The sequence below is a fragment of the Pseudolactococcus insecticola genome (genome assembly GCF_011170065.1).
Taxonomy (GTDB): Bacteria; Bacillota; Bacilli; order Lactobacillales; family Streptococcaceae; genus Pseudolactococcus; species Pseudolactococcus insecticola.
In genome coordinates this window covers 37,894-57,959 of record NZ_BLLH01000010.1, presented here as the reverse complement: position 1 = coordinate 57,959, position 20,066 = coordinate 37,894, and the positions used below count along the sequence as shown (strand labels likewise).

The following is a 20,066-nucleotide window of genomic DNA, read 5'->3' as shown; positions in this document are numbered from 1 at the left end:
GCACCACAATCATTTTCCTATATTAACAGCGAGCAAGAGACGGTGGAAGTCTTGCAGTCACTAGGAAAATGATTATCAGGCAACACAGCCACTAAGCAGTAAGGTTGGTCTACTTTATCGGACTTTTGAGACCTAAGGCAGTTGCCTTGGGTGAATGAGGGTGGTACCGCGGCTTTTCGTCCCTCGGAAAGCCTTTTTTTGTTACTTTTTCCCACAATGACTGTGTTAGGCTTAATCTCGCAAGCTCAAGGTTGCGTTGTCTTGTCTGCTCTAAAAACGATCAATCTATTTCTAAACTAAATAAAGAAAGTGAGGTTTTGAGTTTCGGCTCAAAAATCATGATGAAAATTAAAGAAACTTTGAATTTAGGCAAAACTGCCTTTCCAATGCGTGCCGGTTTGCCAAATAAAGAGCCTAAGATGCAAGAGGCTTGGGACGAAGCAAAACTCTATGAGTATCGTCTCAAGGAAAATGAAGGAAAACCGTCATTCATGCTGCATGATGGTCCGCCATATGCTAATGGTGATATTCACGTTGGTCACGCGATGAATAAAATTTCCAAAGACATCATCATCCGCTACAAAAATATGGCTGGTTTCAAGGCGCCCTACGTTCCTGGATGGGATACGCATGGCCTACCGATTGAGCAAGTTTTGACCAAACAAGGCGTTAAACGTAAAGAACTCGATCGTGCCGAATACTTGCGTATGTGCCGTGATTATGCCCTTTCACAAGTTGATATTCAGCGCAAAGGCTTCAAATCTCTGGGTGTTTTAGGGGACTGGGAGCATCCTTATATGAGTTTGCAGCCTGAGTTTGAAGCAGCGCAAATCCGTGTTTTCGGTAAAATGGCTGAAAAAAACTATATTTACAAAGGTGCTAAGCCAATTTATTGGTCACCATCATCTGAAAGTTCGCTTGCCGAAGCTGAAATTGAGTATCAAGATGTTCGTTCTGCCTCTATTTTTGTGGCTTTTAAAGTGACAGATACAAAGGGGATTTTGCCTGAGGATGCGGAGTTTGTTATTTGGACGACGACGCCTTGGACGATTCCGTCAAATATGGGTATTTTTGCACATCCTGACTATGACTATGTTTTGGTACAAGTCGAAAATCGCAAATTTGTCATCGCATCAGAACTACTTAATACGGTTGCTGACAAACTAGAATGGGCTGACTATAAAGTCTTGCAAACACTAAAAGGCTCTGAGCTTGACGGTATGCTTGCCAAGCACCCGTTTTATGACCGTGAGACTTTGATTATGAATGCTGAATACGTCACGCTTGATTCTGGTACTGGCCTTGTCCACGTGGCACCTGGTCATGGTGAGGATGACTACATTTTCAGTCGCAAGTATAAGTTGCCTGTTTTGTCGCCGATCGATGACCGTGGTTATTACACGGATGAAGCGCCAGGATTTGAAGGACTTTTCTACGATGAGGGCAATAAAAAAGTGACGGAGCTTCTGACTGAAAAAGGCGCGCTTTTGAAGCTGGAATTTTTCACGCATAGCTATCCGCATGACTGGCGGACGAAAAAGCCTGTCATTTTCCGTGCGACACCACAGTGGTTTGCGTCAATTGATAAATTCCGTGAAAATATCCTGAGTGAAGTTGAAAAAGTAGACTGGGTAATTCCATGGGGCAAAACGCGCTTATATAACATGATCCGAGACCGTGGTGACTGGGTGATTTCGCGTCAACGTGCCTGGGGTGTGCCACTGCCGATTTTCTATGCTGAGGATGGTACTGCTATTATCACGCCTGAAACGACTGAGCATGTGGCGACACTTTTTGAAAAAGAAGGGTCGATTATCTGGTGGGAACGTGAGGCCAAAGATTTATTGCCTGATGGCTTCACACATCCAGGTTCACCAAATGGTGAATTTACCAAAGAAACGGATATCATGGACGTTTGGTTTGACTCAGGTTCATCATGGAATGGTGTGCTTAACCAGCGCGACGGCTTGACCTATCCTGCTGACCTTTATCTTGAAGGCTCTGACCAATACCGAGGTTGGTTCAACTCGTCTATCACGACGTCAGTTGCAGTCAATGGTATTGCCCCTTACAAGGCAGTTTTGTCGCAAGGTTTTGTCCAAGACGCCAAAGGACGTAAGTTTTCTAAATCTCTGGGCAATGGTATTGCACCAAAAGACGTGACCAAACAATATGGTGCGGATATTTTGCGCCTCTGGGTGGCAAGCGTTGATAGCACTTCTGACGTACGTGTTTCTATGGACTTGATTGGGCAAACGTCTGAAAGTTATCGTAAAATCAGAAATACGCTGCGCTTTTTGATTGCAAATACGTCTGATTTTGATAAAACGACTGATGCTATTACCTTTGACGAATTGAAAGGCTCTGACAAGTATTTGCTCGTCAGACTTAATGAAGTCGTTAAGGCAGTTCGTACGGCGTACGACCTCTACAATTTCATGGATGTTTATCGGACGATTTTCAATTTCTTGACCAATGATTTATCAGCATTTTATCTGGATTTTGCAAAAGACATCGTCTATATAGAAGCTGAAAAATCTGCTGCTCGTCGTCGGATGCAAACGGTCATGTATGAGATTTTAGTGACATTGACAAAACTCCTCGTGCCTGTCATCCCGCATACCACTGAAGAAATCTGGACTTACCTCGAGCAAGAAGAAGAGGCCTATGCCTATCTGACTGAGATGCCTGTTGCGCAAAATATTCCAGAGTCTGACGAAATTCTGGACTTCTGGTCAGCCTTTCTGGACTTCAGAACGAGCGTGCACAAGGCGCTCGAAATCGCGCGTGACGAAAAAATCATCGGCAAATCGTTAGAGGCAAGTGTCGTTGTCTATCCTGATGAAGTGACAAAAACATTACTTGCGAGTGTTGCAGACAATGGTGAAAACATTGCGACATTGTTGATCGTTTCAGAATTTACGGTTGCAGATGGCATTGCGCCAAGCGATGTGCTTAAGGTGGATGATAATGCTATTCATGTGACGCATGCGCATGGAGATGTGTGTGAACGTTGCCGCCGCATTGATGAAACAGTTGGCACAGATGAAAATCCAAATCTAGCAAGCTTGTGTGTGCATTGTGCGGGCATCGTAGCGGCTGAATTTCCAGAAGCAGCCAAAATAGGATTTGAAATCAAAGCAAATTAATAAAAATGATTAGGAAAATCGGGCGCAAGTCTGATTTTTTTTGCTGTCAACTATGAGATAATAAGTGTGTAAGTGATTTACTACTTACAACACATCCTAAAAAAACGAAGCAAACAATCAGAAAGTGTGACAATATGAATGACCAAAAAGAAAGAATTTTAGAATTGATGCGTAAAAACATCATCACCCAAGCTGAAGCAATCGAATTGCTAGAAAAAGCTGGTTTATCGCAAGATCAAGCAACGGACGCAAGTAGCAAATCAAGCCAATCTGCTTTTGACAAAGACGGCTACCAAACAGACTCGTCAGAAACCTTCAAACAGCTGGTAAATCAAACAGGAAATTTCGTCAAAAATATTTTTAATACGGCGAAAAAATCTGTTGATAATAACGTGGACTTTAGCTCAGGCTTTCCAAGTTTTAAGTATCTGACGAAAAAAGATTATGTGGCATTTGACGGCGAGATCACAGAGTTGGACGTTTCAGTGACTTCTGGCGATGTGACAGTGCTCACGAAAGACGTCGAAAAAACGATTATCGAAGCGACTTATCGTGTTTATGGTGGCGTGGCAGAAGAAAACTTAGATGAGTTTATCCGTGATAATGTTGTAATCACACTTGAAGACGGCGAGTTGCTAGTCGCAATCAAGAGCAAACGAATTGTTGCTGATATTACGATCACCCTCGCTGAAAGTCAGCTTGATGACGCAACTTTTGACGTGGTCAATGGCGTGGTAAAACTCACAGATTTGGTCGCAGACGACCTTTCTATCAAGAAGGTCAATGGCGATTTGACAATAACAGGCGGTGCAGTAGAAAGCTTGAATGTCAAGGCAGTCAATGGTGAAGTCCGCATTGCAAGTGACTTTGAGACAGCAAACATCTCGAGTGTCAATGGTGAAATCCTAGTCACAGCGACGTCTATCAATGCCGAAAATCTCAAGGTTAAAAATGTCAATGGTGACGTCAAAATCTCTGTTCCAGAAAATATTGGCCTTGTAGGTTATGTCAAAACGACTTTTGGCAAGTACAAAACACGAATCACACTTGATAGTCCGCTTGAAATCACAAAAAATGGTGCAGCACTTGTCAGAACGGCGACGAATAGTCTGACCATTGACGCTGCGACCAACGCAGGTACTATTTGGTTAAAAGATGGTGAGGCAAAAGTGCCTGATTTTGTTGACGGGACACAGTCAGAACAAACAACAGCTGTACAATCTGATAGTCTGTCTGACGTGACGTCAGATCAGTTCACAGAAGTGTTTACAGATACCTTTGACAATCAAGAAGATAAGGAGGACGCTCAAAATGGCTAAGCAACTCACAAAATCAAGACAAAATAAGATGGTTTCAGGTGTGATTGGCGGTATTGGCGAGTATTTTAATCTAAGTCGAGATGTGATTACCATCATCCGAATCGTCTATACAGTGATTGCTTTGACAAGTTTTGGGTCACTACTCTTGATTTATATCATCGCAGCCTTCATCATGCCACGGCAAGCACCAGATATGAGTGGAAAACAACAGGATTTTGCTCACTTTTCGGGAATGTCAGGTAACACAAAAACAGAAACTAAGAAAAGAAAAGACGTCACACCATTTGATGACGATGATGACTGGTCACAATTTTAAATTGATTTCAAAAAGAAAACGCTCTGTCCTAGATAAAGCGTTTTCTTTCAAAATTTGATATAATGAAGTCAAACAAGAAAGTGAGAAAATCTATGACAGTTACAGTCGCAGAATTGCTTGAAAAAATCAAATTTGATGTGCGCTATTCGTCAGAAACGGCGCTGAAAAAAGAAATCACGACGTCAGATATTACACGTCCAGGTCTTGAGATGACAGGCTATCTAGAATACTATACACCTGAGCGCATCCAGCTTTTTGGGATGAAAGAGTGGTCGTACGCGCAAAATGTGATCGGTGATAATCGCTATGATCTGCTCAAAAATATCGTGACAGATGAGACGCCAGCGATTATTGTAGCGCGTGGGCTTGACATTCCTGATGAGATGCTCGCTGTCGCTAAAAAACGCGATACTGTCCTATTGCAGTCAAAAGAGCCAACAAGTCGCCTAAATGGTGCGCTAACAGCCTTTCTCGATGAAGAGCTTGCAGAGCGCGTGTCTGTTCACGGCGTGCTCATGGATATTTTTGGTGTCGGCGTGCTGATCCAGGGCTCGTCTGGTATTGGTAAGTCTGAAACGGGGCTAGAGCTTGTTAAACGAGGTCATCGCCTCGTTGCCGATGATCGTGTGGATGTTTATAAAAAAGATGAGTTTACAGTCATGGGTGAGCCAGCTGAGATTTTGCGCCATTTGATTGAGATTCGAGGTGTTGGTATCATTGACGTGATGAGTCTTTTTGGGGCAGGTGCCGTCATGGACAAGTCTCAAGTTAACTTAACGGTCTTTTTGGAAAACTTTGATCATGAAAAAGCTTACGATCGCCTAGGAAATGGTGAAACGAAGACTGATTTTGCGGGTGTATCAGTGCCACAGGTCAAGATTCCAGTCAAAACAGGTCGTAACGTGTCAGTGATCATTGAAGCTGCTGTCATGAATTTCCGGGCTAAAAATATGGGCTTTGATGCCACACAGCTCTTTGAAGACCGCCTGACCAACTTGATTAGTAAAAATTCATAAGATGATGCCGATATTAATGACTAATTACTTAGCTGCAATCAACCCCGTCGCTCTAAAACTAGGTCCCTTTGAAATTCACTGGTATGCGCTGTGCATCGTCTCTGGTGTTGTACTTGCGGTCTTTCTTGCCATGAAAGAGGCGCCACGCAAAAAAATCAAGCCGGATGATGTGCTTGATTTTATCCTGATGGCCTTTCCGATTGCGATTATTGGGGCGAGGCTTTACTATGTCTTGTTCGAGTTTGGCTATTATAGTAAGCATCCGTCAGAGATTTTTGCCGTTTGGAATGGGGGTCTTGCCATCTATGGTGGGCTGATTGCAGGAACCATCGTGCTCGTCGTCTTTTCTTACTACAAGATGATCGCGCCGCTTGATTTTCTAGATATTGCCGTGCCTGGCGTCCTGATTGCGCAAGCCATGGGCCGCTGGGGCAACTTTGTCAACCAGGAAGCCTACGGGCATGCTGTCAAGTCGCTCAACTACCTGCCTGATTTTATCAAAAATCAAATGCTGATTTCAGGGAAATATCGCACGCCGACTTTTCTTTATGAATCCACGTGGAATGTTATAGGCTTTGTCATCGTGCTCGCCTTGCGGCATCGACTCAAATGGCTCAAATCTGGTGATCTCTTTGCTTTTTATCTGGTCTGGTACGGTTTGGGACGCTTTGTCATTGAGCAGATGCGGACAGATAGCCTGATGCTTGGACCTTTACGTGTCTCACAGATTCTATCGCTGATACTCGTGATAGTTGGCGTGATCATCTGGTGTTATCACCATCGTCCCAGTAAATATTTCCTTAACAAACAGTAGTTTGTTATAATAAAGTGAGTACAGATGTAGCATGTATTGTATAGAAAAGAGGTGTCCATGGGAGATACAGCACTGATCATTATCGCAGTTGCAGTTGCTATTTTAGTTTTATTTTTGGTGATTTTGGTTGTCAAACTGATGAAAACAGTTGACGAGATTAACCGAACGATTGCCATTGTGACAAAAGATGCCGATGTCTTGCTCAATCAGGCAGACACATTGATGGCAAAAACCAACACTTTACTTGATGATGTCAATACCAAAGTCGCGACAATTGATCCACTATTTACGGCAGTTGCAGACTTGTCAACGAGTGTGTCTAAAGTCAATAACTCAAGTAATGCGTTTGTGACACGCTTTACTGGTAAGGCCAAAAATACAGGTAAGGCAACGGCTGTCGTTACATTGGGCAAGAGCGCAGGCAAACTGTTCAAAAAGAAAAACAAAGATTAAGCAAATCAAAGGAGAAAATATGGCTAAAAAATCAGGATTTTTATTGGGTGCATTCTTAGGTGTCCTAGCTGGTGGTGCAGCAGCACTCGCAGCAGCGCCAAAAGAAGGCAAAAAATTACGCCAAGACGTCAAGGATTTTTATGATGATTACAAGGAAGATCCAAAAGCTAAACTTGATGAAGTCAAAGGTTCAGCATTGAACTTTTACGACGAAAAATCAGGTCAAATCGTTGATTTTTCAACAGAAAAATTCAATGATATCAAAGAAAAATTTGACAATGGTGAGATCTCAGCTGATAAGGCAAAAGCCTTTCTGACAGCAAAAAAAGATGACATCAAAGCAAAAGTTGACTCCGGTGACTTGTCAAAAGAAAAAGTTTTGGAGTTCTTGAATGCGACAAAAGAAAAAATCGCAGATAAAGTAGGCGAGTTCAAGTCTGACTCTGCTGAAACTGATGCGGCATTTAATGATGATTTTTCACTTGAAATCGAACAAGAAGATTTGGTTAAAAAAGCTGATGAAATGGCTGCCAAAGCTGACGAATTGGTTTCTGAAACGTCTGATGCAATCTCAGAATAAAGAAAAAGACGCCCAGCCTGATTATCAGGCTGAGCGTCTTTTTAATGCTTTAATGTGAGACACGTTTACGTGCGGCTTTACGGCGATTTTCGTTGATAAATTCTTCTTTTTTGATTTCAGGGTCGATGATCCCTTTTTTGATTGCGAAAATACCGCCAACTGTGGCTACAACTGTACCTAAAACGCCTGTGATAAGACCTTTACCAAATTTGTTCATGAAAAATCCTCCTAGATTCATTTGAAAAAAATATGCTATACTTAAATCATAACAAAAATAAGGCAAAAAGTGAAAAATTTGACTAGAAATAAAGTAATTGTGATCGCGGGCCCGACCGCTGTTGGCAAAACTGCGCTATCAATCCAGTTGGCGCAGGCTTATAACGGCGAGATTATCAATGGTGATAGCCAACAAGTTTATCGTGAGGTTCACATTGGCACGGCAAAGGCGACGGCTGAAGAACAGGCAATGGCGCCACATCATCTGATTGATGTGCGTGATTTGACGGAGCGTTTTAGTGCGCATGACTTTGTCACGGCGGCAAATTCGCTGATTGCAGAAATTTCGTTGCGTGGCAAGTTGCCGATTATCGTGGGTGGCACGGGACTTTACTTGCAAAGCTTGATAGAAGGCTATCATTTGGGCGGTTCTGGGCATCACGATGAGATGCGTGACTTGCGTCAGTTGCTTGAAAAGAAGACGGATACTGAACTTTTTTCTGAACTTAGCGCACACAATATCAAACTTCCTGAACTCAACCGCCGTCGGGCGATCAGAGCGCTTGAAATTGCGACTTTTGGCGAGGGTCTGACGAATCAGGCCTCTGACTATGATTTTCTGATACTGGGGCTTAATGCAGATCGCAAGATATTGTATGAACGCATCAATCATCGGGTAGATGTTATGATGTCTGACGGACTCCTAGCTGAAGCGAAATTTCTCTATGAGCAATTTCCAGTGGCACAAGTCTCTCGTGCCATCGGCTATAAGGAATTTTTCCCATATTTTGAGGGGGAGATAGCGCTTGATGCAGCCGTTGATGCTGTCAAGCAAAATTCACGGCGCTATAGTAAACGGCAAATCACTTGGTTCAAAAATCGGATGTCAGTTGCGTTTGAAGATGTTTTTGCGGATGATTTTCAAGCCAACATTGCCAAGAAAATAGAGAGGTTTTTAGATGATAGAAACTGAAATGCAGGCAGAAAAAGTCGTTTTAGTTGGCGTCGAGAGCTTTGTCAATAATCGGACGTTTGAAGAATCTATGCGTGAACTAGAAAGTCTGGCAAAGACGGCCGGTGCTGTGGTGGCGGATGTGTTCACACAAAAAAAAGAAACACTTGACGGCAAATACTTGATTGGGCTTGGTAAGTTAGAGGAAATCAAGGCGAATGTTGACGCCTGGGAGATTGACACAGTTATCTTCAATGAAAAGTTGACACCGCGTCAAAATGTCAATCTAGAGACTTTTTTAGGTGTCAAAGTGATTGACAGGATGCAGCTAATCTTGGATATTTTTGCGCTACGTGCGAGGTCTCACGTTGGGATGCTACAGGTTGAATTGGCGCAACTCAAATATCTAATGCCACGCTTGTCAGGTAGTAAAGGACTTGAACTCAGCCGTCAGGCTGGCGGTATTGGTGCGCGTGGTGCTGGGGAAAGTCAGCTTGAAACAGACCGCAGACATATCCGTCACAGGATTGAAATCATTGAATCGGCGCTCAAAAAAGCTGAAAAGACGCAAGAAAATAGTCGTCAGAAACGCTTGAACTCAGGCATTTTCAAGATTGGCTTGATTGGCTATACCAATGCGGGCAAGTCGTCGATTTTTAACGCTTTGACGCAAAAAATGCAATACGAGCAAGATGAGCTTTTTGCGACCTTGGACGCAACGACCAAAGATTTCTCGCTCAAAGACGAGTTTACAGTGACCTTGACGGATACTGTTGGTTTCATCCAGGACTTGCCGACGGAGCTTGTACAGGCTTTTAAGTCGACCTTGCAGGAGTCCAAGGACGTTGATTTGCTACTACACGTGATTGATGCGTCAAACCCTGCTCATGAGCTGCACGAGCGCGTGGTGGAAGACATCATGAAAGAACTTGATATGGCTGATATTCCTGTTCTTGTGGTGTATAACAAGCTTGATGCGGCGGTGGATTTTTTGCCGACAATTTTGCCTAGCGTCCAGTTATCAATCAAGTCAGAAACGGGTGCGCAGACCTTACGTCAGACAATTATTGAAAAGGTTTCAGGTCTATTCACGCCGTTTGAGCTAGCGTTACCTTATAGCAAAGCTTATTTATTGCCTGAATTAAAGCAAATTGCTTTGATTACAAGCATCAAGGAAACAGAAACGACTTATGAGATTCACGGCAGCATTGCCCAGAAAGCACAATGGAGGTTAGAAAAATATGGATTACGTTGAGTTAGCGATAAAATCTGGCGGTTTCATGGCGATGGATCGCGTTTTGCTCGAAAATCGCCTTGCGACTTTGACAAGTCATGCAGAAAAACTGGCTTATATCATGCCACCAGCGAGCGTCATCAACGCCTATTTTGCTGAGATTTACCAAAAACAAGGCCCTGAGGCTGCGACGGACTACTTTTTAGACTTGTCGACGACTTTTGATAATTTTACATCACAGCCGAGTTTTGCGCTTGAAGGGGCACAGGCATTGCCGGTTTTTCGCTTTATCAGGCTCAATCTCTCAGGGAAATCCTACGGTTTTGCCTTTGAAAATGCGTCAGGCATCGCACGTGTCTTTTCAGAGTCTGACGACGAAAAAATCACAGATGAACTGTTATTTGAGATTGCCCAAGTTTTTCCGCACGATGTTGTCAGTTCTGACGGTGAGACAATTAAACTTGAAAAGATAAAATTCCAACCGTTTTCTAATCCGTCAGAGCTCAGTATTCTAACAACTCAAACAGAAAATGATAATTATTTCAAAATTGCAACTCTGAACAAAGAAGATGGTCTAAAACATTACAATCAGATGATAAATAGTGGCGAAGCTGCCGAAAAAATGGTACAATTCAAAGACAGGGAGTTTCTCTTATATCTAAGAAAGTAGGAATAAAAAAATGGCAGCATTATTCATTATTTTGCTCATTATTATCATTGTGATTTTAGCGAGCTTCTCAACTTTGTTTTACGTGGTCAAACAACAAAGCGTGGCGATTATCGAGCGTTTTGGTAAGTTTCAAACGATTGCAAACTCAGGGTTTCACTTCAAATTACCGTTTGGTATTGACCGCATTGCCGCACGTGTCCAACTGCGCTTGCTTCAAAATGATATGGGCGTGGAAACAAAGACGAAAGACAACGTGTTCGTACAGATGACGGTCGCAACGCAATACCGTGTCAATGAACAAAATGTGACAGACGCTTACTACAAACTCATGAATCCAGGTGAGCAAATCAAGTCTTACATCGAAGATGCATTGCGCTCGAGTGTTCCTAAATTGACCTTGGATGAGCTTTTTGAGAAAAAAGACGAGATTGCCCTTGAAGTTCAACGTCAGGTGGCTGAAGAGATGTCAACATATGGTTATATCATCGTGAAGACTTTGATTACCAAGGTTGAGCCGGACTCAGAAGTCAAGCAATCCATGAACGAAATCAATGCAGCGCAACGTAAACGTGTCGCAGCACAAGAGCTTGCAAATGCCGACAAGATTAAAATCGTAACGGCTGCCGAGGCAGATGCTGAAAAAGATCGCTTGCACGGGGTCGGGATTGCCGAACAACGTAAGGCCATTGTTGATGGACTTGCCTTGTCAATCAAAGAAATGAAAGATACAGGCGTTGATATCTCAGAAGAAGAGATTATGGCGATTTTGCTGACGAACCAATATCTGGATACGCTTAACCAATTTGCTAATAATGGTAATTCAACTGTGTTCTTGCCAAGTTCACCAGATGGTGTCGAAGATATTCGCACACAAATCTTGAGCGCGCTGAAAGCGTCAAAATAAAGGACAAATCAGGCATCGGTACGAGAAGTTTCAGGTTTTAACAATCTGAAACTTTTTTTGCGTTTCAAGGAAAATTTTGATAGAATAGAGTAGTTGTTAAAGGCTGTGTCAAAATGCACGGTCTCATCAAAAATTCCGTCCTTAGTGTAATGGATATCACGTAAGATTCCGGTTCTTGAGATGGGGGTTCGATTCCCTCAGGACGGATTTTTTTCTTTTTTTATTGAGAGAGGAAATCATGGAAATTCAGTTTTTGGGGACAGGCGCGGGGCAGCCTGCCAAGCAGCGAAATGTCACGTCGATAGCGCTGAAATTACTTGCCGAGCGAAACGAAATCTGGCTTTTTGACTGTGGCGAGGCGACGCAACATCAAATCTTGCATACCAGTATTCGCCCGAGAAAAATCACAAAAATTTTCATCACGCATCTGCATGGGGATCATATCTTTGGTTTGCCTGGTTTTTTGTCAAGCCGCAGTTTTCAGGCGTCAACCCTGGATGAGCAACAGACAGATCTTGCGATTTATGGGCCTGTTGGGATCAAAAACTATGTCATGACAGCCTTGCGTTTGTCTGGCAGTAAGCTAGGCTATCGGATTGACTTCCACGAGCTTGAGGGTTCTGATGCAGGCCTGATCTACTCTGACGAGACATTTGACGTCTACATGGAGACGCTTGACCACACGATTTACTGCATGGGCTACCGCATTGTCGAAAAAGACAAAAAAGGTGAACTTGATGCTGAGGCACTTAAAGCTGCTGGTGTGCCGTTCGGTCCACTTTTTGGCAAGGTGAAAAAGGGTCAAGACATTGAAGTTGACGGTAAAATCATTCACTCGAAAGAGTTTATTGGCCCAGATAAAAAAGGACGTGTGGTCACAATACTTGGGGATACACGGCAGACAGATCGCGCGGTGAGATTAGCCGTAGGCAGCGATCTTTTGGTGCATGAGGCGACTTATGAAGCAAAAGAGTCAAATATTGCCCGCAAACACGGTCACTCAACTACAAAACAGGCCGCAGAAGTCGCGCAAAAAGCGCAGGTCAAACGCCTGCTCTTGACGCATATTTCGGCGCGCTATGTTGGTCCGCTAGTTACCCAGTTAGCACGTGAAGCCAAGCAGACGTTTGATAACAGCTTTGTCGTGAAAGACCTCTACGAAGAAGAAATCAAATGAGAACAATTGTAATCACGGGTGCGACGGGAGACATTGCGCGTGAGCTGATTCGGCAATTGTCAGATGATCGCTTGATTTTGCTATCACGTAACGTGAGCGCTTTAGAAACTCTAGTAGATCACCAGAATCTCCATCTTTACCAGGTGGACTTGTCTGACGAAGCGGCGCTGAGTGCAACTTGTCAGGCGATTTCTGACAAGTTTGGTGCTGTTGATATTTTAGTGAATAATGCTGGGTACGGTGATTTCAAGTCATTTTTGAGCTTTAGCGACACAGAAATAAAGCAAATGTTTGCCGTCAATGTATTTGCGCTCATGCAAGTGACACGGTCATTTTTGCCAAATATGCTGGCGCAAAAATCAGGTCAGATTGTCAATATCGCATCCATTGCGAGTCATCTGCCAACAGCTAAGTCAAGTATCTATGCGGCAAGTAAATTTGCCGTGCGTGGCTTTTCAGACGCGCTTAGACAGGAAGTTGTAGCAGACAATATCAAAGTGCTTGTGGTGAATACTGGTCCTGTCAAAACTAAGTTTCACGCTGACAATCCTGACTATCTAAAAAAAGTCGGAAAAAATGCGGTCACAGCAGCATTTGTCGCCCAAAAAATCGTTAGGCATCTAGGCAGCTCAAAACGGGAGTTAAATCTTCCCTGGCAGTTCAATATAGCAAGAATTTTTGCCAGCATTTTCCCAACCACAACAGATAAAATAACACGGAGGTTTTTCAATCTAAAATGATAACACCTACCTATGAGTGGCAAATCAGCGCAGACGAGCCGTCTGAAGCCTTTGTCAAGTTAGTAAAGAAACAAAAACTAGATGATCTTGCTGCAAGTATCCTCTGGAAACGTGGCGTCAGAAATGAATCTGATCTGACGACTTTTCTAAATCCGACGCTTGAAAACCTGCACGATCCGTTCTTATTTTACAGCATGAATCGTGCCGTTGAGCGGATTCGTCAGGCAGTTGAAAATCAGGAAATGATTTTAGTTTATGGCGACTATGATGCAGACGGTATGACGAGCGCGAGTATCATGAAAACAGCGCTAGATGAGATAGGCGCTGAAACCATCGTTTATCTGCCCAATCGTTTCACAGATGGCTATGGACCCAATCTTGATGTTTATAAGTATTTTATTGAAAATGAAAATGTCAGCTTGATTATTACGGTGGATAACGGTGTTGCTGGACACGAGGCAGTTGCCTATGCACAGGAAAATGGCTGTGATGTCATCATCACGGATCACCATTCACTGCCTGAAACGTTGCCAGATGCCTATGCCATCATTCACCCAGAACATCCAGATGGGAATTATCCGTTTAAGGAACTCGCAGGATGCGGTGTTGCTTTCAAAGTTGCTTGTGCACTTCTGGAGTATGTCCCGTCAGAAATGCTTGATCTGGTTGCCATCGGTACCATTGCTGACATGATGGCGTTGACTGATGAAAACCGGATTCTCGTCAAATATGGCCTTGAAATCCTTAAAAATACAGAGCGTGTCGGACTTGAAGCCTTGATCAATATCGCAGGCATTGACAAAAATGACATCACTGAAGAAACGGTTGGTTTTCAGCTCGCACCACGACTAAACGCCCTAGGCAGAATTGATGATCCGAATCCTGCTATTGAGCTTTTGACAGGATGGGATGAGGACGAAACGCGCGCTATCGCAGAGATGATCGATGAGAAAAATGTAGCACGTAAAGCCATGGTCGCTGAAATGCTTGTCGCAGCTGAAATTCAGCTAGATGACAGTCCAGTTCAGTTTATCTATCAGACTGGCTGGAATCCTGGTGTGCTAGGGATTGTCGCAGGACAACTGTTGCAAAAAACAGGTAAGCCGATTGTTATGTTATCAGAAGACAACGGCATTTTAAAAGGGTCTGCACGGTCAATTCCGGCCTTTAATATTTTTGAAGCGCTGACGCAACATCGGGAGCTTTTTATTGCTTTTGGCGGGCATGCACAGGCTGCTGGGATGACATTTGAACTTGCTAATCTCCCGGCAATCAAGGCTGTTATAGCTGATTTTATTGCTGAGCACGAGATTGACATGTCGCAAAAAAATCAGCTGCTACTTGACGGTGAGCTTGCGCTTTCTGACATGACGCTTGAGACCATCAAGACCCTGTCACAGCTCGCGCCATTTGGTCAGAAAAACACCAAGCCACAGTTTTTAGTCAAAGACTATCAGGTCGTGCAAAGTCGGTCAATGGGGCAGGATAATGCACATCTCAAGCTAAAAATTGTGCAAGATAAAACGCAGATGGAAGTCGTTTATTTTGGACATGGTAAGGAAGCGCTTGACTTCGAACAAACGGCGCCGGAGCTTGCTGTGACGCTTTCTGTCAACACGTGGAATGGCAACACGTCTGTCCAACTCATGGTGGTTGACGCACGGGTTAATGGCAGCCAGTTGATTGATTTGAGAAATCAGCAAAATCACACAGAAATTCCAGAAAATGCAGTGATTTTCACAAATAATCTTGAAAATAGTGCTATAATAATGAGTGATGTAATGGTCATTGCAGAAGTGCCAGATTCGTCAGAAAAGCTAGCGCAGTTGAAAAATATCTTGTCAGAAACGGACTTTACTGCCGTTTATTTCAAGAATCAGATCAAGCATAGCTACTATCTGACGGGGGCTGGGACGCGTGAGCAGTTCGCAAAATTTTACAAAACGATTTACCAATTTCCCGAGTTTGACGTCAGATACAAGCTGAAAACGCTTGCTGACTATCTCAAAATTCCTGATATTCTATTGGTGAAAATGGTTCAGATATTTGAAGAACTAGGCTTTGTGAAAGTCGAAGACGGTCTGATGACTGTTAATAAATCAGCAGAAAAACGAGAAATTACAAGCAGTCAAATCTACCAAGATTTACAAGAACTCGTTGACATACAATCATTTTTCGCCTTATCGCCGATTCGTGATATTTACAAAAAGTTAAAGGAAAACTAAGATGGATTTGAAACAATATATCGCAACTATCCCAGATTACCCGCAAAAAGGTATCGAATTTCGTGATATTTCACCGCTCATGGCGGATGGCAATGCATACAGCTACGCAATTCGTGAAATTGTTCAGTATGCACAGGATAAAAAAATCGACATGATCGTAGGCCCTGAGGCGCGTGGTTTTATCGTTGGCTGTCCCGTTGCTTTTGAGCTTGGAATCGGCTTTGCACCTGTACGTAAACCAGGGAAATTACCTCGTCAAGTCATCGAAGCACAGTACGAAAAAGAATATGGTTTTGACACGTTGACCATGCATGCAGATGCCATTAAACCTGGTCAACGTGTGCTGATTGTGGATGATTTACTTGCCACAGGTGGGACTGTCAAAGCGACGATTGAGCTGATTGAACAACTCGGTGGTGTGGTTGCAGGCTGTGCTTTCTTGATTGAGCTAGATGAGCTTGCTGGTCGTGAAAAAATCGGTGATTATGAGTATAAAGTACTCATGCATTACTAAAAATGCCGAATTTATGGTAAAATAAGACTAATCACAAAAATCCTTTCTAAAACGGAGATGACAAATTGAAAATTACTGCATTTAAGAATCAAGATTTAACACAACTTTCAATGATTGAAGTGGCACACGCCATGTTGGAACAAAAAGGCAAAGAAATGCCCTTCAACGATCTTGTCAATGACATCCAAGTCTACCTTGATAAATCTGACGCTGAAATCCGCGATCGTTTGTCACGTTTCTATACAGAGCTTAACACAGATGGCAGCTTTATCCCACTCGGTAATAACGTCTGGGCATTACGTTCGTGGTACGCAATTGATGAAATCGACGAAGAAGTTGTCGCGCTTGATGAACTTGACGATGAAGGTGAACGTCCGAAGAAAAAACGGACGAAAGTCAATGCTTTTGAAGTCGACATTGACTACAATGACGACGATCCTGAAGACGAAGATGAGTCGGCAGACGACGTGACCTACGACGATGAAAATCCCGACGACGAAAAAGATGAAGCCGAAGCTTTCGACGCTGAACTTGAAGAAGTTGAGATTGATGATGTTGAAGGTGTCGAAATCGACGTTGATGATGAAGATGCTGACGACGACGATGAAGACGAAGATGATGATGAAAACGACGTTCCAGCGAAAAAATAATGGAGAAATCCATATTTTTTTATTAAATCCTTGATTTTTAGGGATTTTCGTGTATAATCTAAAATGATATATGATAACGAAAGGTAATGCAATTTTTCGTTATTAGAAAGTGGAAGATAGCCAATTTGGTAGAAAAAGATACTCAAAAGTTTGAGCGAGAGAGTTTTAAAGATAGAATTCTCCGTGAAATCGAAGAAGCGAACCGTTCTCTTGATGATGTTGCATCAGAGACTGGTTTTGGGTCGAAAAAAACTGGAAATCAGTCTAAGTCCATACCAACGCCGCGGCCTAAGCCTAAAAAAATCGTGCCAAACGAACCTGAAAATACATCAACGCTGAAAGCTTTTGATCGAGGAGAACGTCAGGAAAAGGCCGAAAATCAAGAAAAAATCGACACTGATAGTAATATCGCGGACATCGTCATCGACGAAGATGAGCTGTTAAAAAAACTATCGCGACCACTCAAAGCGGCCAAGTCTGACGATGTGGACAGCTCAATCGTTGAAAAAACATCAAAAAGTAGGAAACGTTTTGCAGCAGATGGGATTTCAAAACCTTCATCAGAATCAGAACCATTTTCAGAGATAGAAAAACCCCGTCAGAGACGCTCTCGATCTGCTAAAGAAAAGCAATCAGATAAGGCGCTGATTTCGAGTGAAAAACCTGTTAGCCTGATTGAAGACACGCAAGAGCTAGTAGCAGCTAAACGTGCTAGCCGCAAAGAAACTGAAAATGCTCAGCGTTCTAACAAGAAAAAATCTAAAAATCTTGCTGGCAAGATTATTGCCGTGCTGGTTCTGATTTTGCTTGTCGTGGGTGGTGCAAGTGCTTTTCTTGGTTATCGTTATGTCAAAAATGAGCTTAAGCCACTAAGTACCAGCAAGACAACCAAATCTGTCAAGATTCCAGAAGGTGCCGCCTCAAAAGAAATCGGGCAAATCTTGGAAGACGATGGCATTATCAAAAATGCAACGGCTTTCCAATATTACACAAAATTCAAGAGCCTTGCTGGATTTCAGGCTGGCTATTACAATTTAGCGCCTAACATGACTTTAAATAGCATTGCTAAAACGCTACAAAAAGGTGGAACAGATAAACCTGTGGTGCCTATTTTAGGAAAAGTCACTTTCCCTGAAGGCTATACCATCTCACAAATGGCTGAAAAAATTACAGATAACGTGGCAACCAAGTCTGACAAGGATAAAACGCCGTTTACTAAGGCTGATTTTCTGAAAGTTGTCACAGACGATGCTTTTATTGCCAAGATGAAAGCAGCCTATCCTGATCTATTTGCAAGCTTGCCTGCTAAGGATTCTGGTGTTAAGTATCAGCTTGAGGGCTATCTTTTTCCTGCAACTTATGAGTACACGAAAAAGTCGACGACTGAGTCTATCGTTGAGCAGATGATTGCTTATATGAACCAGAATCTCAAGCCTTACTATGCGACGATTCAGTCGAAAAGCTTATCGGTCAATGAAGTGCTGTCCATAGCAGCGTTGACTGAAAAAGAGGCAAATAATGACTCGGACCGCAGAAATGTGGCACAAGTCTTTTATAACCGGATTAATTCCGGCATGACGCTCGGGTCAAACATCTCGATTTTGTATGCTGAGAATAAACTCGGTCAAAAGACATCGTTGGCTGAGGATGCAGCCATTGATACAGGACTTGACTCGCCGTATAATCTCTATATGAACCTTGGCTTCGGCCCTGGCCCAGTTACAAATCCAAGCCTTTCATCAATCAAAGCAGCCATTGAGCCGACTGATAATAATGATCTATATTTCGTTGCAGACGTGACGACAGGCAAGGTTTACTTCTCAGAAACGCAAGAAGAACAAGACGCAAACGTCCAAAAATATGTCAATGATAAGCTCTCATCGGGTAGCAGTGAGTCAAGTGCAGAAGGACAATAAAAAGAATAATGAAAGGGGAGCGTTTTAACGCAGGTTAAACCTGAGAAACGCACAACTAAACTAATGGCAGATACAAAAACATATCAAATGACCCGTGAGGGCTATGAAGAACTAGAAGCTGAGCTTGAAAATCTCAAACTCGTCAAACGTCCTGAAGTGATTGAGCGTATCAAGGTGGCACGTTCATACGGCGACTTGTCGGAAAACTCGGAGTATGAGGCAGCAAAAGACGAACAAGCATTTGTCGAGGGTCGCATTTCCACAGTGGAGACGATGATTCGTAATGCTGAAATCGTTGACAATGCGGGTGTCAAACGCAACGAAGTGGCACTCGGAAAAACAGTGACTTTCATCGAAGTTGGTGAAAAAGACGAAGAAACCTATAAAATCGTAGGTTCAGCAGAAGCAGATCCATTCAATGGCAAAATTTCAAATGAATCACCAATTGCTGTTGCGCTGATTGGCCAAAAAACGGGGGACAAAGTTGTCATTCCATTGCCAGTGGGTGAAATGACCGTTGAAATCGTCAAAGTTTCAAATAAATAAATTCAAAAAATCCTGAACGCGAGTGCGTTAGGATTTTTTTGTATGAAAAATTTGAACGCAATTATAAAATATAAAAATATACCCAACATGCCACTGCAAAAAGAACGTCAAAGTAGATAAAAAAAGCGTTACATGATATAATGGTCAATAAAGGTCAGAGACCACGTGAAAATAGACTACAATCTCATCAGAAAGGGTAATCTCGTGAAAAATACATCAGATATGATTGAAAAATATCTCAAGGAACTATTAGCTCAGGCTGCAGAAATTGAGATACGTCGCTCGGAAATTGCGGCACATTTTGGTGTTGTACCAAGTCAGATTAACTATGTAATCAAAACGCGTTTTACCCTTCCTAAGGGATTTGAAGTTGAAAGTAAGCGCGGTGGCGGTGGCTACATTCGCATCGTCAAAGTCCAGTATTCTACGGCGCATGAGCTACTGACAAATATGATGGCGAAAATCCCTGAAAAGTTGACAGTCAGCATGTTACAAGACCTTTTACAACTCCTCTTTGATGAGGGACTTCTCACCGAGCACGAGGGAAATTTACTTCTGACGACGCTAAGTCACCCAGTTCTGACGGACATGCAGCGTGCCATTTTATTGACAGCTACGATCCACAGACTTGACCAATCGAAAAAATAAACGAATTTGATATAGAAAGATAACCAG

20 protein-coding genes and 1 tRNA gene are annotated in these 20,066 nt (G+C 42.9%); 20 read left to right on the top strand and 1 reads right to left on the bottom strand.

The window, feature by feature from the left end:
- Positions 1-341: 341 nt before the first annotated feature.
- From ileS to Hs20B_RS08335, 7 genes are all read left to right on the top strand, one after another.
- The gene (ileS, locus tag Hs20B_RS08365; protein ID WP_172357505.1) at positions 342-3,149 is read left to right on the top strand and encodes an isoleucine--tRNA ligase; all 2,808 of its coding nucleotides are present in this window, start codon (positions 342-344) and stop codon (positions 3,147-3,149) included.
- A 134-nt stretch (positions 3,150-3,283) separates the two neighbouring features.
- Positions 3,284-4,468 carry a DUF4097 family beta strand repeat-containing protein gene (locus Hs20B_RS08360; protein ID WP_172357465.1) on the top strand — a complete coding sequence of 395 codons (1,185 nt, stop codon included), beginning with the start codon at positions 3,284-3,286 and terminating at the stop codon, positions 4,466-4,468.
- Positions 4,461-4,784, top strand: coding sequence for a PspC domain-containing protein (locus Hs20B_RS08355; RefSeq protein ID WP_172357463.1), 324 nt, complete (start codon positions 4,461-4,463; stop codon positions 4,782-4,784). Before Hs20B_RS08360 ends, Hs20B_RS08355 begins: the two co-directional genes overlap by 8 nt.
- Before the next feature lie 92 nt (positions 4,785-4,876).
- The gene (gene hprK, locus Hs20B_RS08350) at positions 4,877-5,800 is read left to right on the top strand and encodes an HPr(Ser) kinase/phosphatase (protein ID WP_172357461.1); all 924 of its coding nucleotides are present in this window, start codon (positions 4,877-4,879) and stop codon (positions 5,798-5,800) included.
- Positions 5,801-5,816: 16 nt separating this feature from the next.
- Positions 5,817-6,614: a prolipoprotein diacylglyceryl transferase gene (gene lgt / locus Hs20B_RS08345; RefSeq protein WP_172357459.1), complete on the top strand. Its 798-nt coding sequence runs from the start codon at positions 5,817-5,819 to the stop codon at positions 6,612-6,614.
- A gap of 57 nt (positions 6,615-6,671) precedes the next feature.
- Complete coding sequence (locus tag Hs20B_RS08340; protein ID WP_172357457.1) at positions 6,672-7,067, top strand: DUF948 domain-containing protein; 396 nt, start codon at positions 6,672-6,674, stop codon at positions 7,065-7,067.
- A gap of 19 nt (positions 7,068-7,086) precedes the next feature.
- Positions 7,087-7,647 (top strand): YtxH domain-containing protein, encoded by a 561-nt coding sequence (locus Hs20B_RS08335; protein WP_172357455.1) that lies wholly within the window; start codon positions 7,087-7,089, stop codon positions 7,645-7,647.
- 49 nt (positions 7,648-7,696) lie between these two features.
- Here Hs20B_RS08335 and Hs20B_RS08330 read toward each other — a convergent pair whose 3' ends face one another.
- Positions 7,697-7,864, bottom strand: coding sequence for a DUF3042 family protein (locus tag Hs20B_RS08330; RefSeq protein ID WP_172357453.1), 168 nt, complete (start codon positions 7,862-7,864; stop codon positions 7,697-7,699).
- Positions 7,865-7,942: 78 nt separating this feature from the next.
- Here Hs20B_RS08330 and miaA point away from each other — a divergent pair, with 78 nt between their 5' ends.
- The 13 genes from miaA to Hs20B_RS08265 all read left to right on the top strand — a co-directional run bounded on the left by miaA (position 7,943) and on the right by Hs20B_RS08265 (position 20,039).
- Positions 7,943-8,836, top strand: coding sequence for a tRNA (adenosine(37)-N6)-dimethylallyltransferase MiaA (gene miaA / locus Hs20B_RS08325; RefSeq protein ID WP_172357451.1), 894 nt, complete (start codon positions 7,943-7,945; stop codon positions 8,834-8,836).
- Entirely contained in the window at positions 8,823-10,070 is a 1,248-nt protein-coding gene (hflX, locus tag Hs20B_RS08320; RefSeq protein WP_172357449.1) for a GTPase HflX, read from the top strand. Before miaA ends, hflX begins: the two co-directional genes overlap by 14 nt.
- Positions 10,057-10,719: a hypothetical protein gene (locus Hs20B_RS08315; protein ID WP_172357447.1), complete on the top strand. Its 663-nt coding sequence runs from the start codon at positions 10,057-10,059 to the stop codon at positions 10,717-10,719. Before hflX ends, Hs20B_RS08315 begins: the two co-directional genes overlap by 14 nt.
- Before the next feature lie 10 nt (positions 10,720-10,729).
- On the top strand, positions 10,730-11,623 hold the full coding sequence (locus Hs20B_RS08310; protein ID WP_172357445.1) for an SPFH domain-containing protein: 894 nt from the start codon (positions 10,730-10,732) through the stop codon (positions 11,621-11,623).
- Between the two features lie 135 nt (positions 11,624-11,758).
- Positions 11,759-11,830: transfer RNA gene (locus tag Hs20B_RS08305), tRNA-Arg, on the top strand.
- A gap of 31 nt (positions 11,831-11,861) precedes the next feature.
- Entirely contained in the window at positions 11,862-12,800 is a 939-nt protein-coding gene (rnz, locus tag Hs20B_RS08300; RefSeq protein WP_172357443.1) for a ribonuclease Z, read from the top strand.
- Entirely contained in the window at positions 12,797-13,540 is a 744-nt protein-coding gene (locus tag Hs20B_RS08295) for an SDR family NAD(P)-dependent oxidoreductase (protein ID WP_172357441.1), read from the top strand. The genes rnz and Hs20B_RS08295 overlap by 4 nt, the downstream gene beginning before the upstream one ends.
- Complete coding sequence (gene recJ, locus Hs20B_RS08290; protein WP_172357439.1) at positions 13,537-15,765, top strand: single-stranded-DNA-specific exonuclease RecJ; 2,229 nt, start codon at positions 13,537-13,539, stop codon at positions 15,763-15,765. Before Hs20B_RS08295 ends, recJ begins: the two co-directional genes overlap by 4 nt.
- Before the next feature lies 1 nt (position 15,766).
- Complete coding sequence (locus tag Hs20B_RS08285; protein ID WP_172357437.1) at positions 15,767-16,279, top strand: adenine phosphoribosyltransferase; 513 nt, start codon at positions 15,767-15,769, stop codon at positions 16,277-16,279.
- A gap of 65 nt (positions 16,280-16,344) precedes the next feature.
- Positions 16,345-16,929, top strand: coding sequence for a DNA-directed RNA polymerase subunit delta (rpoE, locus tag Hs20B_RS08280; RefSeq protein ID WP_172357435.1), 585 nt, complete (start codon positions 16,345-16,347; stop codon positions 16,927-16,929).
- Between the two features lie 125 nt (positions 16,930-17,054).
- The gene (gene mltG, locus Hs20B_RS08275; protein WP_228407532.1) at positions 17,055-18,845 is read left to right on the top strand and encodes an endolytic transglycosylase MltG; all 1,791 of its coding nucleotides are present in this window, start codon (positions 17,055-17,057) and stop codon (positions 18,843-18,845) included.
- 63 nt (positions 18,846-18,908) lie between these two features.
- On the top strand, positions 18,909-19,391 hold the full coding sequence (gene greA, locus Hs20B_RS08270; RefSeq protein ID WP_172357431.1) for a transcription elongation factor GreA: 483 nt from the start codon (positions 18,909-18,911) through the stop codon (positions 19,389-19,391).
- Between the two features lie 222 nt (positions 19,392-19,613).
- Entirely contained in the window at positions 19,614-20,039 is a 426-nt protein-coding gene (locus tag Hs20B_RS08265; RefSeq protein WP_172357503.1) for a CtsR family transcriptional regulator, read from the top strand.
- Positions 20,040-20,066: the final 27 nt, after the last annotated feature.

Excerpts from the sequence above, each read along its gene's own strand:
- ileS (WP_172357505.1), top strand. The coding sequence starts at position 342 with ATGAAAATTAAAGAAACTTTGAATTTAGGCAAAACTGCCTTTCCAATG.
- Hs20B_RS08360 (WP_172357465.1), top strand. The coding sequence starts at position 3,284 with ATGAATGACCAAAAAGAAAGAATTTTAGAATTGATGCGTAAAAACATC.
- Hs20B_RS08355 (WP_172357463.1), top strand. The coding sequence starts at position 4,461 with ATGGCTAAGCAACTCACAAAATCAAGACAAAATAAGATGGTTTCAGGT.
- hprK (WP_172357461.1), top strand. The coding sequence starts at position 4,877 with ATGACAGTTACAGTCGCAGAATTGCTTGAAAAAATCAAATTTGATGTG.
- lgt (WP_172357459.1), top strand. The coding sequence starts at position 5,817 with ATGACTAATTACTTAGCTGCAATCAACCCCGTCGCTCTAAAACTAGGT.
- Hs20B_RS08340 (WP_172357457.1), top strand. The coding sequence starts at position 6,672 with ATGGGAGATACAGCACTGATCATTATCGCAGTTGCAGTTGCTATTTTA.
- Hs20B_RS08335 (WP_172357455.1), top strand. The coding sequence starts at position 7,087 with ATGGCTAAAAAATCAGGATTTTTATTGGGTGCATTCTTAGGTGTCCTA.
- Hs20B_RS08330 (WP_172357453.1), bottom strand. The coding sequence starts at position 7,864 with ATGAACAAATTTGGTAAAGGTCTTATCACAGGCGTTTTAGGTACAGTT.
- hflX (WP_172357449.1), top strand. The coding sequence starts at position 8,823 with ATGATAGAAACTGAAATGCAGGCAGAAAAAGTCGTTTTAGTTGGCGTC.
- Hs20B_RS08315 (WP_172357447.1), top strand. The coding sequence starts at position 10,057 with ATGGATTACGTTGAGTTAGCGATAAAATCTGGCGGTTTCATGGCGATG.
- Hs20B_RS08310 (WP_172357445.1), top strand. The coding sequence starts at position 10,730 with ATGGCAGCATTATTCATTATTTTGCTCATTATTATCATTGTGATTTTA.
- rnz (WP_172357443.1), top strand. The coding sequence starts at position 11,862 with ATGGAAATTCAGTTTTTGGGGACAGGCGCGGGGCAGCCTGCCAAGCAG.
- Hs20B_RS08295 (WP_172357441.1), top strand. The coding sequence starts at position 12,797 with ATGAGAACAATTGTAATCACGGGTGCGACGGGAGACATTGCGCGTGAG.
- recJ (WP_172357439.1), top strand. The coding sequence starts at position 13,537 with ATGATAACACCTACCTATGAGTGGCAAATCAGCGCAGACGAGCCGTCT.
- Hs20B_RS08285 (WP_172357437.1), top strand. The coding sequence starts at position 15,767 with ATGGATTTGAAACAATATATCGCAACTATCCCAGATTACCCGCAAAAA.
- greA (WP_172357431.1), top strand. The coding sequence starts at position 18,909 with ATGGCAGATACAAAAACATATCAAATGACCCGTGAGGGCTATGAAGAA.
- Hs20B_RS08265 (WP_172357503.1), top strand. The coding sequence starts at position 19,614 with ATGATTGAAAAATATCTCAAGGAACTATTAGCTCAGGCTGCAGAAATT.